We start from the raw sequence: 16,502 nt of genomic DNA on the forward strand, positions 1-16,502 counted from the left end.
CGGGGGTGGTGGGGATCCGAAATGCCGGGGCGCAGGGGGAGCGGGCGGGAGTAGCGTCGGAACGGTCAGCATCACCACAACCCAGGAGTACACCCATGGCTGAAGAGACCCCCACCCGCGAACTGAAGTTCATCTTCCTGTCCACCGAGGACATCGACGCCTCGGTGACCTTCTACACCGAGGTCCTCGGCTTCCCGCTGAAGTTCCGGGACGGTTCGCACTTCGCCGCGCTCGACGCCGGCCAGATCACCCTCGCGCTCTGCACCCCGATCGACCACCCGATCCCGGGCAAGGTCGTCGTCGGCATCAAGTCCGATGACCCGGACCGGGACGCCGGACTCGTGGACGCCAACGGGGGCGCGGTCGTCCAGGAGGGCCACGATGACGCCCATGAGCGTCGTGCCGTGGTCTACGACAACGAGGGCAACGGCATCGTCTTCTACCGGTCGCTGCACCGGTAGACGCGACGGCCGGTCAGGCCAGTCGCAGGTGCCCGCCCGTTGTCCCGTCACCGGGGCGGCGGGCATTCTTCTGTGCCTCTTTCTGTGCCTCGAGCAGGTCGGCACGGGCCCGGGCGACGCGGGAACGGATCGTGCCGACGCGCACGCCGCAGATGTCGGCGGCCTCGGCGTAGGAGTAGCCCAGCACCTGGGTCAGGGTCAGGGCCTCACGACGGTCGGGGGCGAGGTTGTCGAGCAGTGCCCGGGCGTCCACCAGCTCGGCCCAGGCCTGGTCGCCGGTGGTGTCGGGGGACGGGGACTGCCCGGCGGCGTCTTCCCACTCCTCCACGGACTTGCGGGGACGCGACATGTCGTGGCGGACGCTGTCCACCCACACCCGGCGGGCCAGGGAGAGGATCCAGGTACGTGCCGAGGAACGGGCGGCGAACCGGGGAAGTGCCCCGAGGACGCGGAGGTAGGTCTCCTGGGTGAGGTCGTCGGCGCGGTCGGTGTCCGCGAGATGCGCGAGCAGGCGCCACACGTCGTCGTGGGTCGCCTCGATGAACTCGGAGAGTGCCTGGCGGTCACCGGCACCGGCCTTCAGGGCCAGGTCCGTGACCGCGGCATCGGCGTCAGTCCGGTCGGACGCTGCCGCCCCGCGGCGTCGGGAAAAATGGTCTCGCACATCGGTCACTCTAGCACCTGACGGGGCAACCCGACGCGGTCCGATAAGTTACCCACTATTGTTAATAGTTTATTCATTGACCATTCGGATAGTCGGCGTATAATGGGAGGCGGAAGAGGAATCCACACAACGACAGGAGAAGTCCATGACTGACCCCACATCCGCCGAGATCGCCGCCCGCGGCGTCTGCCCCTACGCAGGCCCGTCGACGAACGTCAACGGCGCGCCGGTGCGGACCGAAGAGCACTCCGTGACGGTCGGGGAGCAGGGCCCCATCGCCCTGACCGACACGCACCTCATCGAGAAGCACGCCCACTTCAACCGGGAGCGCATCCCGGAGCGCAACGTGCACGCCAAGGGCACCGGCGCCTTCGGTGAACTGACGGTCACCGAGGACGTCACCGCCTACACGAAGGCCGACCTGTTCCAGCCGGGCCGTGTCACCCCGATGCTCGGCCGTTTCTCGACCGTCGCCGGCGAGCAGGGTTTCCCCGACACCGTCCGAGACGTCCGCGGCTTCTCGCTGAAGTTCTACACGCAGGAGGGCAACTACGACATCGTCGGCAACAACACCCCGGTGTTCTTCATGCGTGACGGCATGAAGTTCCCGGACTTCATCCGCTCCCAGAAGCGGCTCACCAACGGGCTGCGCAGTGCCGACATGCAGTGGGACTTCTGGACCCGCAGCCCGGAGTCCGCCCACCAGGTCACCTACCTCATGGGCGACCGCGGTATCCCGAAGGATCTGCGGCACATGGACGGTTTCAGCTCGCACACCTACCAGTGGATCAACGCCTCCGGTGAGCGGTTCTGGGTGAAGTACCACTTCAAGACCCGTCAGGGCTGGGAGTTCTTCACCGACGAGGAGGCCGGCAAGGTCGTCGGCTCCGGCGACTTCGACCACAGCCGCGCCGACCTGTACGAGGCGATCGAGCGCGGCGACTTCCCGACCTGGGACGTCAAGGTTCAGATCATGCCGCTCGACGAGGCCGAGGGGTACCGCTGGAACCCCTTCGACCTGACGAAGACCTGGTCGCAGAAGGACTACCCGCTGATCCCGGTCGGCCACTTCACGCTGAACCGGAACCCGGAGAACTTCTTCGCCCAGATCGAACAGGCCGCGTTCGCGCCGTCGAACATCGTGCCCGGCATCGGCTTCTCCCCGGACAAGATGCTCATGGCCCGGACGTTCGCCTACGCCGACACGCAGCGCTACCGCCTCGGTGTGAACTTCAGCCAGCTGCCGGTGAACCGTCCGGTCGTCGAGAACCGCAACTTCTACACCGCCAAGGACGGTGCGGCCGCCTACGAGTTCCCCGCGGCCGGCACCCCGACCTACTCCCCGAACCGCTATGACCGGCCCGAGGGCGTCGATGACGTGGACGACGGTTCCGGCGCCGTCGAGCAGGGCGTGGAGCAGGGACAGTCGAAGTACGGTTTCGGACGCGGTGCGGAGTCCGCCACCGGCCAGGCCGACGACCTGGGCCTGTTCGACGAGAACTACGGCGGTGACCTCACCCGTGGGGCCTACATCCGCCACCGCGACGACGATGACTTCATCCAGGCCGGTCAGCTGGTCCGCGAGGTCCTGGACGACGCCGCCCGTGAGCGCCTGGCCGGCAACATCGCCCGCGCCATGCAGGGGGTCTCCGAGCAGGTCGAGGGCCAGTGCTGGGTGTACTGGGGTCACGTGGACGAGAACCTGCGCGACCGTGTGAAGGAGATCTATACGGAGCTCAGGAACAGCTGACGCACCCCCGGGGCCGACGGGCGGGAGCGGATAGCGCTTCGTGCCCCAGGAGCCTCCTATGACGAGTTCGCACCCTCACCGGCATGTTGAAGTAGGTTTCAGATGCCTGTGAGGGTGCGAACTCGACATTGCGGAGGGGGAGGCGCGGGAGAGGGTGAGCTGCGTGCATGGGGCGGAAGAACTCAGTCCTTCTCGGGCTCCCTCTCGCCGCCGGAGAGCGGGACGGTGTGGTCCCAGTGGGTCGCATGCAGGGCGCGTCCCACCACGTAGGAGCCCACCGCCTGGACCACCAGCAGGGCACCGATCGCCCCCACCGCCTCCAGGAGTTCACCGAGGGCGAATCCCCCGGTCATCCACGAGTACGTCAGGTGCGAGATGATGAGCAGCGGCAGGCCCATGCTCATCGCCGGGCCCAGCATGTTCACCTGGCTCAGGGCGTCCGGCGCAAGGTACATCGCCACCGCCGACACCAGGATGAACAGTGCGCCGGCCAGGGCGAAGACGCCCACCACCACCGCGCCCCACCAGGTCAGGTCGTGGTACTCGCGCATCTGCCCGGCCTCGGCGGCCAGGAGTGTCAGGGACGGGTTCATGTCGGTCACCGCCTTCCGCGGGTCAGGATGCGGGCGAAGGAGATCGTGCTGATCGCGCCACCGAGTCCGGCGATGAGCACCACGTCGTAAACGATCGCGGACCGCTGGAACAGGGTGTACACCAGGAATCCGGCGATGACGGTCACGAAGATGATGTCGGCGAGGACGGCGCGTCGGGCGTCATTGCGGGTGGTCACCGCACGCCACAGCACCACCAGCATCGACACGCCGATGATCGCGGCGGCCACACCGGCGAAGATCCACAGGAGATGTGTCGGGGTCACTTGTCGTCCTCCTCGGACTCCTCGGGTTTCTTCGGGCTGTTCTTCCGTCGGCTGAGGTTGAGCCGGGGCTGAGGCAGTTTCGCGCGGGTCTCGAAGGCGTTGATGAGCGAGGCGTTCGCCGGGGTTCCCGGGTGCTTCCGCTTCATCTTCCGGTCCTTCGCGGACTCTCCGTCGCCGGACGCACCGGTGGTCCCGCTCCCGTCGCCGGCCACAGCATCCGCGGCCTCCTCGGTCTCCGTCATCGGACGGCCGGTGGCGATACCCTCGGCCGCGCGTTCGTAGACCGAGGCGTCCTCGTCGCCCAACGCCGCGAGTGCGGCGCGGGCTTCCCGACGCTTCTTCTGCTCGGCCTTGCGCTGGGCCGACATCTTCTCGGCGTGCTCACGGGCGATCTTCTCCCGCTCCGCCTTCGACAGGTCCGGCAGATCAGCGACATCGAGCTCATCCTCGGCCCGCATGATCGCGGCGACGAAGGCATTGGCGTGCGGTGTCGAATCGACCTTCTCGACGGCGAAGACACTGTCCTCGCTGGCACGACCACCGTGGGTACCGCGGTACCCACGCGGACCGGGGACGCCACGCTCCACCAGGTGCTCGACGTCGAACTCCGGGGACTTCTGCTTCACCTCGGGGGCGATCTTCGCCTCCATCACGGCCAGCCCGTGGAGCAACTCCTGCGGGTCGGAACCGTACATGGCGTGGACGGCGAGGAAGCGCTGCACGCGGGGCAGGCCGTGCGTCCGGAACTCCTTCGGGCCGGTCGCACCGATGTCTCGTGGGTTGAACTTGCCGGACTCCGCGTCAGCGTCGACCTCCTTCGGCCCGGTGACGCCGAGCGCCAGGGTGCCGGGTGTCATGGTGATCGACGCGATGAAGGCGGCGACGTCGCGTTCGTCGGTGACGCGCAGCGGGTAGTAGAGGATCACCGGCGCGATGTTGCGACCGGTCGTGAAGGTGTCCTTCGCCATGATGAGGGACTCCTTGATGATCTGACCGACCAGCCAGGTGCCGTAGGACACCACATGGACGGTCGACCGCAGAACGGAGCGGACGGATCGGCGGGCCATCACCGGTCACCTCCTTCAGAGTGGTCGTCGGAGGGGTCGTAGGGCGTCATCAGGACATCGGTCGGCAGGACCACGCCGACGGCCTCGTCAGGATCGCCGAGCACCGCCTCGACATAGGCGGTGGTGTCGGTGAGCCCTGAGGCGGCGTCCCGCGTCCATCCGGAGACCGGACCGGCGCCGAGGAACATCACCAGGCTCAGCACCATCAGTGCCGCCGAGGGCAGGGTCATCGAGCCGCTGACCGCCAGGGTCGGGTCCATGTCCTGCGGGTCCATCGGGCGGCCCCAGAAGACCTTGCGCCACGCGTACAGCAGGCTGAGCAGGGCGCCGACCGAGGCGACGACCACCGCCGCCAGTCCGATCCAGACCTTCCAGCCGGTGTCCTCGCTGATCCCCAGGACCAGCATGAGCTTGCCCCAGAGGCCGGAGAACGGCGGCAGACCGGCCAGCGACAGTGCCGCTGCGGCGAAGACCGTGGAGACCAGCGGATCCCGGCGCATCAGACCGGAGAGCCTGCGCAGCCGGCCGGTGCCGTAGGTCTCCTCGATCGCACCGGCGGACAGGATCATCCCTGCGGCGCTGATCATGTGGTGCAGCATGTAGAAGATCGCCGCGGAGAGCATCAGTTCGGCGTCCCCGGAGAGGAACGCCAGAGCCACGAGGATGAACGGGATACCGTTGACCATCTGGTAGGCGATGACGCCGCGCAGTGACGCCTCGCCCAGGCCGGCGAAACCGCCGATGAGCATGCCGGCGACGGCAAAGGCGAGGATGGGCAGCGCCCACCGCTGGTCGCCGTCGAAGACGGTCATGTAGACGCGCAGTACCGCGTACACGCCGACCTTGGTGTGCAGACCGGAGAACAGGGCCATCACCGTCGGTGAGGTCGAGCTGTAGGAGCGGGGCAGCCAGCTGTGCACCGGGGTGGAACCGGACTTCACGCACAGGGCGAGCAGCACCATGCCGAGAGCCATCCACAGCTGCCACTGGGTGCCGAAGACACCGTCGTCGAAGCCGGAGCCCGTCGCCCCTGAAGCGCGAGGCCCGGCCGCGCCGGCGAGTGCGGCGAGGTTCGTGGTGCCGATGACGGCGTACACAAGGCCGACGCCGGCCAGCAGGCACATCGAGGTCATCAGATTGACCAGGATGAACGCCCGTCCCGCGGCGAGGCGGGCCCAGGTGCCGGTCATGGTCAGCAGCCCGAACGAGGGCATCAGCATGATCTCGATGAACACGAAGAGGTTGAACAGGTCGGCGGTGAGCAGTGCGCCCCACACACCGCCGAGCAGCATGAGCGTCATCGCGGGGAAGAACCGGGCGCGGTTCTCGCCGACCACCTCGGCGAACCAGTTGGCCGCCAGGGCGACGACCGAGGTGGTGATGATCATCAGGGCGGACAGGGTGTCCGCGGCGAGCGGGATGGCCACACCGCCGGCGAACTGTCCGATACCGGTGGACAGGACGTCGGTTCTGGCGTCCCCGCTGTCACCGGCTCCGGAGACCGCGGCGAGCAGCAGGGCGCCGCCGAGGACACCGCCGGCCGGGACGAGCAGGGACAGGATGCGTCGGACCGACGACCAGGGGAGGATCGCTGCGATACCCGCCGAGATCAGCGGGGTGAAGATGAAGACCGGGAGGAGCTCCGCGGGGAAGTTCATCAGTACTCCTCCTCACGCAGTCGACGCCGGCGGGCCTGCGGCGACTGCTCGTCGATGTGGTGGGCGGCCCGGCCCCGTGTCTCCAGGGAACGGAACTCGCGCTGGGCGCGTTCGGTGTCCTCGGCGGAGGTGGTGTCGTCGTCACGGCCGAGGGCGGCCATCGCCAGCATGACCGCGGTCGCGGCCATGGAGATGACGATGGCGGTGAGGACGAATGCCTGGGGGAGCGGGTCCGCGGCGTCCGCCACCTCGGTGCGGTCGGCGATCGGGTCGGCACGCCAGGCGCCGACGCCGGCGGCGAGCAGGAGGATGTTCACCCCGTGGCTCATCAGCGTGGTGCCGATGATGATCCGCACCATGCCGCGCTGCATAACCAGGTACACACCACCGGCGATGAGGATCGCGATGACAGCTGAGATGATCACTGGTCCTTCTCCTTCTTTCCGGTGGTGTCCTCGGTGTCCTCGGCGTCCTCAGTGTCTTCGGTGTCTTCGGCCTCCGCTGCCTTGGCGGCTGCGGCGTCCCGGGCGTCCCGGGCTTCCTGGGCCTGCCTGGCTCTACGGACCTCCGCCGGGTGCAACGGCACCGACGATCCCCCGAAGGTCTCGGACACGGAGGCCATCGCGGGCTGCGCCGCCGGGGCACCGGCCTCGACCGGGGCCGCCTTCGAGGCGCGGCTCGGGTCGGCACCGGGACGGTTGCGTCCACCCAGCATGTTGACCACCACGATCACCGTGCCGATGACCGCGAGGTACACGCCCGCGTCGAAGATCAGGGAGGTCGTGACGTGCTCGCCGAGGATGTACCCGTGGATCGGGGTGAGGAATCCGGCGCCGTCGGACGCGAGGTAGCCGATCAGTCCGGTACCCAACGCGAGCAGCATGCCCGACCCGATGATGTAGTAGCCGAGGTTCGTTCCACCGACCGTCCGGGACGTCGGCTGCACCAGGTACCAGAACACGATGCCCAGGGCCAGGATCAGGGCGGCGAGGAAGCCACCGCCGGGGGACTGGTGCCCGCGCCAGAACACGGCCGCCGAGTAGATCACCAGCACCACCGCCATCGGCCACATCACCATCCGGCCCAGCACCGAGTTCAGGTAGGTACTGCGCAGGTAGCGGGAGTAGAACGGGGCGAGCTCCGGGACATTGTGCACGTCGGGGAACTTCGTGGTGCCCTTGCGGCGGAACTGTTCCGAGCTCGATCCCGGGCCGTAGCCGGGGACCGGCGACCGGGGCACGGAATTGACGATCGCGGCGATGACGATACCGGCCATACCGAGGACGCAGAGCTCGCCGAGAGTATCGAATCCACGGAACTCCACGATGATCGAGGCGACGATGTTGTTCGCCCCGGATTCCTCCGGGCCGTTCTCCAGGTACCACATCGACAGTTCCGGTCGACCGTGCCGGCCGATGAGCAGCCAGGAGCCGACGAAGACGATGAGGCCGACGACGGTGGCGGCGACGATGGAGAACTTCGCCCTGTTTTCACCTTCCCGCAGGTACAGACGCGGCTGATGGCGGACGATGAGCATGAGGAAGACGGTGACCACGAACTCGACCATGAGGTTGGTCAGGGCCACGTCGGGGGCTCCGAGGGTCAGCATGATCCAGGACACCGCCGCGCCGGCGATACCGACCAGGATCACCGAGCCGAACCGGGATCGGGTGGAGATGATCGCGATGACCACGAGCAGCACCATCGCCAGGCCCGCGAGATCGCCGGGCTGGTCGATGCCGTCGACCCGGGGCGGCAGGCTGCCGATCTGGTGCAGGCCCTCTTCGTCGAGGAAGGCGGCGCCGGCGAGCAGCAGCACCATCGCGAAGATCCAGATGAGGTGGCGGTTCGGGTTGAGCGAGTTGCCCGGCCGGTTGGCCAGACGTCCCCACCGGTTGGCGAGCTGGACCGTCAGCGAGATGAAGCCGGCTCCGGTGAACGGCAGCAGGTGCCGCCGCTCCATCGCAGCGAAGATCCGGTGGCGGGCGAAGAGCAGGGCGACACCGATGACGATGACCGCGGCGGTGATGCCCAGCGGCACCGTCCACCCGTGCCAGAAGGCGAGGTGGGAGTGGTGGTCTTCGACACCCACCATGCCGGTGGCGGCGACCACGGCATCCAGCGGAACGTCCCAGAAAGCGAGGACGCAGACCGCCGGTATGCTGGCGATCGCCGGCAGGACCGCCGGCAGCCAGAACACCGGGGACGCCTCGCGGACCTCGTCATCGGGGGTCGTGGAGGGGGAGGGGACGCGCTCGGCGCCCTCGGGGCTGTCGGGGTTGTCGCTGTCGAGCGGACGCCCGTCGACGAAGGCACCGAGGACGTACTTCGCGGAGTAGAGCAGCGTCGCCACCGCACCGATACCGGCGGCGGTGAGCAGGACGATCTGGCCGGCGGTACCGACCGGCGCCTCCTCGAAGGCGGCGAGCATGCCCTCCTTCGAGACGAAGCCGAGGGTCGGCGGGATACCGGCCATGCAGGCCGCGGCGACGACCGCGCCGGTGAAGGTCCACGGCATCTTCCGCCACAGCACCCCGAGATCCCGGATGTCACGGGAACCGGCCTGGTGGTCGATGACGCCGATGATCATGAACAGGGAGGACTTGAACAATGCGTGCGCGGCGGTGTGCACCACCGCGGCGGCGAGCGCGACCGGGGTGCCGACACCGATGGTGGCGACGATCCAGCCGAGCTGGGAGACCGTGGAGTAGGCGGTGAGCTTCTTCAGGTCCGCCTTCTGCATCGCGAAGACCGCCGCGAAGAACGCGGTGAACATGCCCGAGATGATGAGCATGAGGTTCCACACCGTGACCTCGTGGAAGACCCCGGAGAACCGCATCAGCAGGTAGATACCGGCCTTGACCACGGCCGCGGCGTGCAGGAAGGCGGAGACCGGGGTGATCGCGGCCATCGCCTCCGGCAGCCAGGCGTGGAAGGGGAACTGGGCGGCCTTCGAGAAGCCGGCCAGCGCGATGAGGGCGGCGACGATGCCGGTGCGCACGGCGTCCTCGCCCCAGACGTCCGAGGCGATGATCTCGGAGAGGCTCGTGGTACCCGTCGTCGCGACCGCGATACCCAGGGCGACGAGCAGGCTCAGACCACCGGTGAAGGTGAGCAGCAGCGTGCGCATCGCTCCGGGCTCGCCGGTGCGTCCGGCGCGGGCGATGAGGAAGAAGGACGCCAGGGACACGAGCTCCCAGGCGATGAAGAGGACCGCGACATCGTCGGCGAGGAACAGCAGGACGACCGAGACCATGAACGCGGACATGAGCACGTAGAAGCTCATGACACCGTCGCCGTGGTCTGCGGTGGTGCGGTGCAGGTAGCGGGCCGAGTAGGCGAAGACCGCGGCACCGATGACCAGGGCCAGGAGCACGAAGAACAGTGACAGACCGTCGAGACGCAGCGACAGGGAGACGTCTCCGCCGTCGGGCAGGACGTCAGGTAACCAGGTGGTCGACCAGGAGACGGTGCGGCCGTCGATCACGCCGGCGGCGAGGTCAGGATCGGCGATGATCCAGACCGCCAGGGCCGTGAACAGGGCCGCAAGCGGCCATCCGGCGTCCCGGTCGAGGAGACGGACCAGGACGGGGACGAGGATAAGGGCCACGGTGAGGATGACCGGTATGAGGACGAGGCTCGTCAGGGTCACGGTCGCGGGACCACCTCACTGTGTCGGAGTGCGTGCGTGTGGGTTCGCCCAATACCGGCCGCAGACAACACCCGTTCACGTGAACGCGGTACACCTTGCGGAGCGGGGAGGCGATGGTTCTACTGTAACAGGCGAACACTCCGGGCTGCGCTGCAGGTCACGGATGGTGACCGTCGAACACCTCACAGTGGCAGGCACCACACCTCTGCACTGCCGGTCACAGAGGTCCTACCATCGGGTGCATGACTTCCGACGAACTTCTCCTGCCGTCGATCGGCTTCGGCACCTACAAGCTCCGCGGTGAGGCCGGGCGCGCCGCAGTCACCTCCGCGATCGAGACCGGCTACCGACTCATCGACTCCGCCTACAACTACGAGAACGAGGGCACCGTGGGTGCCGGCATCCGTGACGCCCTGGCCGCCGGCACCGTCGACCGCGACGAGATCATCTACACCAGCAAACTCCCGGGCCGCTACCAGCACCGGGAGGACGCCCTGGCGACCGTCGAGGAAAGCGTGTGGCGCTCCGGTATCGGCCCGGTCGACCTCTACCTCATCCACTGGCCGAATCCCGGCCAGGGGCTCTACGTCGAGGCATGGAAGGCGCTCATCGAGGCGCGCGACCGCGGCCTGGTCAGGCACATCGGCGTGTGCAACTTCCTGCCCGAGCACCTGGAGACCCTCGAACGGGAGACCGGGGAGCTGCCGGTCGTCAACCAGATCGAGCTGCATCCCGAGTTCCCACAGACTGACGCCCTTGCCTGGAACACCGACCACGGCATCATCACCGAGTCCTGGAGTCCGCTGAACCGCGGCGAGGTGCTGGAAGCTGCGCCGGTGGCGGCCGCCGCAGCAGCCCATGACGTCACCCCCGGACAGGTTATTCTCGCGTGGCACCGGTCACGGGGTGCGGTGGCGATCCCCAAGGCCTCCTCGCAGGCCCGTCAGCAGGAGAATCTCGAGTCTCTGCAGCTTGACCTCACCGACGCCGAGATCGCGGCGATCACCGCGCTGGGACGCCCCGACGGCCGGCGCAAGGACCAGGACCCGGCAGTTTACGAGGAGTTCTGAACCGACATGAGGTGAGGTTATGCGGGTGCACGGTGAGGGCTTCTCGCCGGACGCCAACCTTGGCGGCTTCAACATGCCGGACATGCGGAGGTCCATTGCGCGCGAATCCCAGCGCATGGAGACCGACGGCACCCGGGTGCTCTCCGCTGAAATCTCCGACGGTTACAACTCCTCGGATGACTCGGTGACCCGCCGTGAGCTCGGCACCCTGGTCGAGCGCGATGGTCGGACGGTCCTGACACAGGGGCCGGTGGAGCTCGATGGCGTGACTGTCGCGCAGTAGAGCCTCCCTGGTCCCCTCTGATGAAGGTTTACGTCGCGCCAGGCCGATCTGAACCGGGTTGAGCGGCCTCACGCAACGTAAACCTGCACAGGCCTTCGATGGGGTGACCCGCACAACGAAAAACACCCTCCGTCCTGCGGTGCAGGTCGGAGGGTGTTCCTCTGGCTGTCGGGGTAGCGGGATTTGAACCCACGACCTCTTCGTCCCGAACGAAGCGCGCTGCCAAGCTGCGCCATACCCCGGTCTGGAACGGCACGATCACCATTGTCCTGGCGTCCCGTGTCGCAACGAGGACAAACTATAGGCGACCCGGCCGGGATCACGCAAAGCGGCTGGTCAGGGTAGTGAACTTCTCACTGTGAGGGCCGCTCCACGACGTGCACCAGGGTCGCCGACGGCCGGCAGAAGACACGGAAGGGGACGTACTTTGACGTCCCCAGTCCGTTGGAGACGTGCAGTGCCATGCGTTCGGACCACCGGGAGAGCCCGGCGACCCGCGACCGGTCGATGCCGCAGTTGGTGATGATCGCCCGGCCACCCGGCAGGCACAGCTGCCCGCCGTGGGTGTGGCCGGACATCGCCAGCTGGTAGCCGTCGGCGGCGAACTGGTCGAGCACCCGCGGCTCCGGGGAGTGCGCCAGACCGATCGCCAGGTCAGCGTCCGGGTTCGGGCCGCCACCGAGGGCGTCGTAGTCGTCACGGTTGAGGTGCGGGTCATCGACACCACCGACAGCGAGCCGCAGCCCGTCGACCGCGAAGTCGGTCCGGTGGTGGGTGGCGTCCTGCCAGCCGTGCTCGAGGAACGCGGCGCGCATGCCACGCCACGGTAGCTCGACCTCGCTCGGCGGGTTCTTCTTCCCCAGCAGGTAGTTGAACGGGTTCACCGGGTGCGGTGCGTAGTAGTCGTTGCTGCCGAAGACGAAGACGCCGGGACGCCGCAGCAGCGGCCCCAGTGCCCGCAGGACGCCCGGCACGGCCTGCTCTTCGCCGAGGTTGTCGCCGGTGTTGACCACCAGGTCCGGGTCCAGCTGGTTGAGGGACGCCACCCACCGCTGTTTCAGCTTCTGGTGGTCCAGCATGTGCAGGTCGGAGACGTGCAGGATGGTGAAGTCGTCGCGCCCGACCGGCCAGGCGTCCGCGTGGAAGCGGCGCAGCCGGTCGAAGGTGCCCGGGGCGAGGACGGGGGCGGTCACCTCGTGGAGGATGAAGTCGCGGGTCCCCAGCAGTCCGCCGGCGGCGGTCAGTGCGCCGGTGGCGGCGGCGACTCCGCCGGCGGCGGTGGTCACCCGCGCCGCGGCGCGCAGGGTGGAGGCCAGTGTCGAGTTCCGGTCGGATTTCCGGGCAGGGCGGGGACGCAGGGAAGAAGTGCTCACCCGGCCAGTCTAACGACGGTCCCGCCCGTGCAGGTAGGACCTGTCGAGGTCCGGGAGCTTCCCGCCGCCGTAGCGTCCGGCGGACGCGGTGAGGGTCTGGAAGAAGGTCCGGGCCGGTTCATTGCCGCCGAAGAGATTGCCGGCCCCGCACTGCCGCAGCGGGGAGGTGCACAGTTCGGCCACGGTGCCGCCGTCGTTGAAGGCGTAGGTCGCACCGGCCAGGCCCGGGATGAAGCCGAGGAATGCGGCGGAGAGGTTGGATTCGGTGGTTCCCGTCTTCGCCGAAACCGGGGCCGACCATCCGGAGCTCTTCGCCGCGGTCGCTGCGGTGCCGCTGCCGGCGTCATCACCCATGCCGTTGGCCAGGGCGTTGGCGACCTTCTTGTCGAGGGCCTGTTCACAGTCCGCGGCGTCCGGTGTGACGTCCTTGCCGTCCCGGTCGGTGACCTCGAGGACGGGCGTCGGCTCGCACCAGCGGCCGTTGTCGGCGAGGCTGGCGGAGACGTTCGCCAGCTCCAGGGGGTCGACGGACAGTGGGCCGAGGACGAAGGAACCCATGTTGGAGCCGGCGACGGCGTCCTGCACGGAGGTCTCGCCGTCGAAGCTGCCGGGTTCGGCGTAGGACCGCAGGCCGAGCTTCACCGCGAGGTCGACCATCGAGGTGACGCCGACTGTCTGGGCGATGTCGACGAACGGCGTGTTCGGGCTGGTGGCCAGGGCCTCGCGCAGGGTCATGGAGGACTTGAAGCTGCCGGCGTTCTCCACGCAGTACTTCCCGGGCGGGCAGCCGTCGGCACCGCCGTCGCCCATGCCCTCGACCTCGATCCGGGAGGGCACCTTCACGGTGTCGTCGAGGCCGAGCAGACCCTCGTCGAGGGCGCGGGCGGCGGCGAAGAGCTTGAACACGGAGCCCGCACCGTTACCGACCATCGAGTGGGTCACCGGCATCACGGTCTCCCGGGCGTCGGCGTCCAGCCCGTAGACGCGGGAGGACGCCATGGCGACGACCTCGTGGGTGTCCTCGGTGGGTGCGATGTAGTTGGAGGAGATGGAGACGCCCTCCGCGTCCGCTGCGGCCTGACTGCGCGCCGAGGAGACGGCGGCCGCCTGGGTGTCCGGGTCGAGGGTGGTGCGGATCGTGTAGCCGCCCTGGCTGAGTTCCTCGACAGGCAGATCGTGGTCGGCGAGGTAGCCGAGGACGTAGTCGCAGAAGAAGCCGGAGTCGCCGGCGCTGATGCAGCCGGAGGGCTCGATGGAGGGCTCCTCGGTCACGCCGAGCGGGTCGTCGACGGCGGAGTCCCGGTCGGCGGGGCTGATGGCGCCGGTGTCGACCATGGCGTCGAGCACCGTGTTGCGGCGGGCGAGGGCGGCGTCCGGATAGGCGTAGGGGTCGAGGTTGGTGGTGGACTGCACCATGCCTGCGAGCAGTGCGGACTGGGCGACGGTGAGGTCGGCGGCGGTGGTGTCGAAATAGGTCCGTGCCGCGGTCTCGATGCCGTAGGCGCCGTGGCCGAAGGAGACGAGATTGAGGTAGCGGGTGAGGATCTCGTCCTTGCTGTAGTTGTTGTCGAGGTCGATGGCCAGCTTCATCTCGCGGAGCTTGCGGGCGGCGGAGGTCTCGGTGGCCGCGTCCCGCTCCTCGTCGTCGGTGGCCTCGATGAGCAGGAGGTAGTTCTTGATGTACTGCTGGTCGAGCGTGGACGCCCCCTGCTCGACGCTGCCGCTGGTGAGGTTGGCGGCCAGGGCGCGCAGCGTGCCGCGGACGTCGACCCCGTCGTGGTCGTAGAAGCGGCGGTCCTCGATGGAGACCACGGCGTCCTTCACGTTCTGGGAGATCTCGTCGGACCCGACCTGGTAGCGGCGCTGGTCGTAGAGCCGGGCGAGGGGATTGCCGTCGCGGTCGGTGACGGTGGAGACGAGGGGGAGGGACGCGTTGGCGTCGATGTCCCGGAAGTCCTCGTTGACGGTGTTGCTGGCCTCACGGGTGACCAGCGTGGCAGCGCCGACGATGGGCAGCGCGGCGACGACGGTGAGCACGGCGATGAGCAGCACCGCGGTCAGCAGGCGGGGCATCGGGTGGTTCTCGGCCGTTCCTGTCATGGGGCCACAATATCCGCCGGGACGCGGTTTCCCCGCGTTCCGACGTTACCGGCCGGACACCGGCCGACACCGGAGGCGCGACGTCGGCCACACCGGGGGTGGTGACGGGGGTGGTCGGATCGGGCGAATGCCATGGAATCCGCGTGCGGTCGGCGTCACGTGCGGTACAGGAGGGCGGGGGGAGTCGACGTCGGATGTATCACCTGTGATACCAGGTCTCTGACCAGTGGGAACGCCGATTCTGGAGCGGGGGGTTTGACGGATGGCCGCGAATGTGTGGTGGCAGTCACATCATCACAGGTGATGCTTGGCGGCGGCGGATGGGTGACCTGTCCCACAATGCCGACCAGTATGAGCCATTAGACACTTCTAATTCTGTGTGAATACACTTACACCTAGTTTCCGATTGACCCGCCGTAGGAGATCTTCCGCGGCGGTATCCCCGAAATCACTGGAGGACTCTCCGATGACCACTTCACTCCGTCCCGTTGAGCGTGCAGATGCCACCGACACGGTCGTCCGCCGGGCGGCCGGTCAGGTCACGACCCGTGAGTCCTTCACCAACCGTGGGGAGTGGATCACCCAGGCGCACTGCCGCAATGTCGACCCGGAGGAGCTGTTCGTCCGAGGCGCCGCCCAGCGCAAGGCCGTCGCCATCTGCCGTCACTGCCCGGTCGTGCTGCAGTGCCGTGCGGACGCCCTCGACAACAACGTCGAGTTCGGTGTCTGGGGAGGCATGACCGAGCGTCAGCGCCGTGCCCTGCTCCGCAAGCACCCCGAGGTCACCAGCTGGGCCGACTTCTTCGCCGGTCAGCTCGCCTCCACCGCCGCGCAGTCCGCGGAATAGTCCGGTGCAGTAGTCTTGCGGCCATGACTACTTGGGAATACGCCACCGTTCCGCTGCTCACCCACGCGACCAAGCAGATCCTCGACACCTGGGGGGAGGACGGCTGGGATCTGGTCACCGTCCTGCCCGGCCCGACCGGGGAGCAGCACATCGCCTACATGAAGCGGGAGAAGTAGACATGGCCACCGCCGTCTCCGCCCGCCTCGGGGAACTCGGTATCACGCTGCCGCCCGTCGCCGCCCCCGTCGCGGCCTATGTCCCGGCGCTGCGCAGCGGTGACCTGGTCTTCACCTCCGGTCAGCTGCCCTTCACCGACGGTGAGCTGCCCGCCACCGGGTCGGTCGGTGACGGCGCCGCGGTCTCCGCGGAGGACGCCAAGGACTACGCCCGCACCGCCACCCTCAATGCTCTCGCCGCCGTCGACTCCCTCGTCGGCATCGACAAGGTCGTCCAGGTCGTCAAGGTCGTCGGCTTCGTGGCGTCCGCGCCGGGCTTCGGCGGTCAGCCGGGCGTCATCAACGGTGCGTCCGAACTGCTCGGTGAGGTCTTCGGCGAAGCCGGTGCCCACTCCCGCAGTGCCGTCGGCGTCGCCGAACTGCCGCTGGGCAGCCCGGTCGAGGTCGAGCTCATCGTCCGCGTCGCGGAGTAGCTCCTTCCGGACGCTCCGCGGATACCCCGTAGGTACCCCGCGGATACCCCG

The 16,502-nt window shown here is 68.2% G+C and carries 16 protein-coding genes and 1 tRNA gene; 7 read left to right on the plus strand and 10 right to left on the minus strand.

What is annotated here, in order from left to right; genetic code table 11:
* The first annotated feature begins 95 nt into the window (after window positions 1–95).
* Window positions 96–461, plus strand: a complete 366-nt coding sequence (locus CVA01_RS03060; protein WP_014010990.1) for a VOC family protein — start codon at window positions 96–98, stop codon at window positions 459–461.
* Between the two features lie 13 nt (window positions 462–474).
* Here CVA01_RS03060 and CVA01_RS03065 read toward each other — a convergent pair whose 3' ends face one another.
* Entirely contained in the window at window positions 475–1,125 is a 651-nt protein-coding gene (locus CVA01_RS03065) for an RNA polymerase sigma factor (protein WP_244938112.1), read from the minus strand.
* Between the two features lie 145 nt (window positions 1,126–1,270).
* On the opposite strand from CVA01_RS03065, the gene CVA01_RS03070 reads away from it, so the two are divergent.
* The gene (locus CVA01_RS03070) at window positions 1,271–2,875 is read left to right on the plus strand and encodes a catalase (protein ID WP_141328510.1); all 1,605 of its coding nucleotides are present in this window, start codon (window positions 1,271–1,273) and stop codon (window positions 2,873–2,875) included.
* Window positions 2,876–3,057: 182 nt separating this feature from the next.
* Here CVA01_RS03070 and CVA01_RS03075 read toward each other — a convergent pair whose 3' ends face one another.
* Genes CVA01_RS03075 through CVA01_RS03100 form a run of 6 tightly spaced genes read right to left on the minus strand, consistent with a single transcriptional unit; the run spans window position 3,058 to window position 10,129 of the window.
* On the minus strand, window positions 3,058–3,468 hold the full coding sequence (locus CVA01_RS03075; RefSeq protein WP_141328602.1) for a Na+/H+ antiporter subunit G: 411 nt from the start codon (window positions 3,466–3,468) through the stop codon (window positions 3,058–3,060).
* Between the two features lie 5 nt (window positions 3,469–3,473).
* Window positions 3,474–3,752, minus strand: a complete 279-nt coding sequence (locus CVA01_RS03080; protein WP_014010986.1) for a monovalent cation/H+ antiporter complex subunit F — start codon at window positions 3,750–3,752, stop codon at window positions 3,474–3,476.
* A complete protein-coding gene (locus CVA01_RS03085) occupies window positions 3,749–4,819 on the minus strand; it encodes a Na+/H+ antiporter subunit E (protein WP_141328512.1) in 1,071 nt (356 codons plus the stop codon). Before CVA01_RS03085 ends, CVA01_RS03080 begins: the two co-directional genes overlap by 4 nt.
* Window positions 4,819–6,477 carry a monovalent cation/H+ antiporter subunit D family protein gene (locus tag CVA01_RS03090; protein ID WP_141328514.1) on the minus strand — a complete coding sequence of 553 codons (1,659 nt, stop codon included), beginning with the start codon at window positions 6,475–6,477 and terminating at the stop codon, window positions 4,819–4,821. The genes CVA01_RS03085 and CVA01_RS03090 overlap by 1 nt, the downstream gene beginning before the upstream one ends.
* The gene (locus CVA01_RS03095; protein WP_014010983.1) at window positions 6,477–6,902 is read right to left on the minus strand and encodes a cation:proton antiporter subunit C; all 426 of its coding nucleotides are present in this window, start codon (window positions 6,900–6,902) and stop codon (window positions 6,477–6,479) included. Before CVA01_RS03095 ends, CVA01_RS03090 begins: the two co-directional genes overlap by 1 nt.
* Entirely contained in the window at window positions 6,899–10,129 is a 3,231-nt protein-coding gene (locus CVA01_RS03100) for a DUF4040 family protein (RefSeq protein ID WP_141328516.1), read from the minus strand. Before CVA01_RS03100 ends, CVA01_RS03095 begins: the two co-directional genes overlap by 4 nt.
* A gap of 242 nt (window positions 10,130–10,371) precedes the next feature.
* Between CVA01_RS03100 and CVA01_RS03105 the strand changes: the two genes are divergently transcribed.
* A complete protein-coding gene (locus tag CVA01_RS03105) occupies window positions 10,372–11,199 on the plus strand; it encodes an aldo/keto reductase (RefSeq protein ID WP_014010981.1) in 828 nt (275 codons plus the stop codon).
* Window positions 11,200–11,218: 19 nt separating this feature from the next.
* Window positions 11,219–11,482: a hypothetical protein gene (locus tag CVA01_RS15045; protein WP_014010980.1), complete on the plus strand. Its 264-nt coding sequence runs from the start codon at window positions 11,219–11,221 to the stop codon at window positions 11,480–11,482.
* 168 nt (window positions 11,483–11,650) lie between these two features.
* On the opposite strand, the gene CVA01_RS03115 is transcribed toward CVA01_RS15045, so the two are convergent.
* The 3 genes from CVA01_RS03115 to CVA01_RS03125 form a co-directional block, all read right to left on the minus strand.
* Window positions 11,651–11,724 (minus strand) — tRNA-Pro (locus CVA01_RS03115).
* Between the two features lie 111 nt (window positions 11,725–11,835).
* Window positions 11,836–12,798 carry a metallophosphoesterase gene (locus CVA01_RS03120; RefSeq protein ID WP_141328604.1) on the minus strand — a complete coding sequence of 321 codons (963 nt, stop codon included), beginning with the start codon at window positions 12,796–12,798 and terminating at the stop codon, window positions 11,836–11,838.
* 66 nt (window positions 12,799–12,864) lie between these two features.
* Complete coding sequence (locus CVA01_RS03125) at window positions 12,865–14,955, minus strand: transglycosylase domain-containing protein (RefSeq protein ID WP_141328518.1); 2,091 nt, start codon at window positions 14,953–14,955, stop codon at window positions 12,865–12,867.
* A gap of 466 nt (window positions 14,956–15,421) precedes the next feature.
* Here CVA01_RS03125 and CVA01_RS03130 point away from each other — a divergent pair, with 466 nt between their 5' ends.
* From CVA01_RS03130 to CVA01_RS03135, 3 genes are read left to right on the plus strand one after another with little or no spacing between them, the layout of a single operon-like run.
* Window positions 15,422–15,802, plus strand: coding sequence for a WhiB family transcriptional regulator (locus tag CVA01_RS03130; RefSeq protein ID WP_141328520.1), 381 nt, complete (start codon window positions 15,422–15,424; stop codon window positions 15,800–15,802).
* 23 nt (window positions 15,803–15,825) lie between these two features.
* Window positions 15,826–15,978, plus strand: coding sequence for a hypothetical protein (locus CVA01_RS14840; protein WP_014010976.1), 153 nt, complete (start codon window positions 15,826–15,828; stop codon window positions 15,976–15,978).
* A gap of 2 nt (window positions 15,979–15,980) precedes the next feature.
* The gene (locus CVA01_RS03135; RefSeq protein ID WP_141328522.1) at window positions 15,981–16,451 is read left to right on the plus strand and encodes a RidA family protein; all 471 of its coding nucleotides are present in this window, start codon (window positions 15,981–15,983) and stop codon (window positions 16,449–16,451) included.
* Window positions 16,452–16,502: the final 51 nt, after the last annotated feature.

The organism is Corynebacterium variabile, assembly GCF_006539825.1.
GTDB lineage: Bacteria > Actinomycetota > Actinomycetes > Mycobacteriales > Mycobacteriaceae > Corynebacterium > Corynebacterium variabile.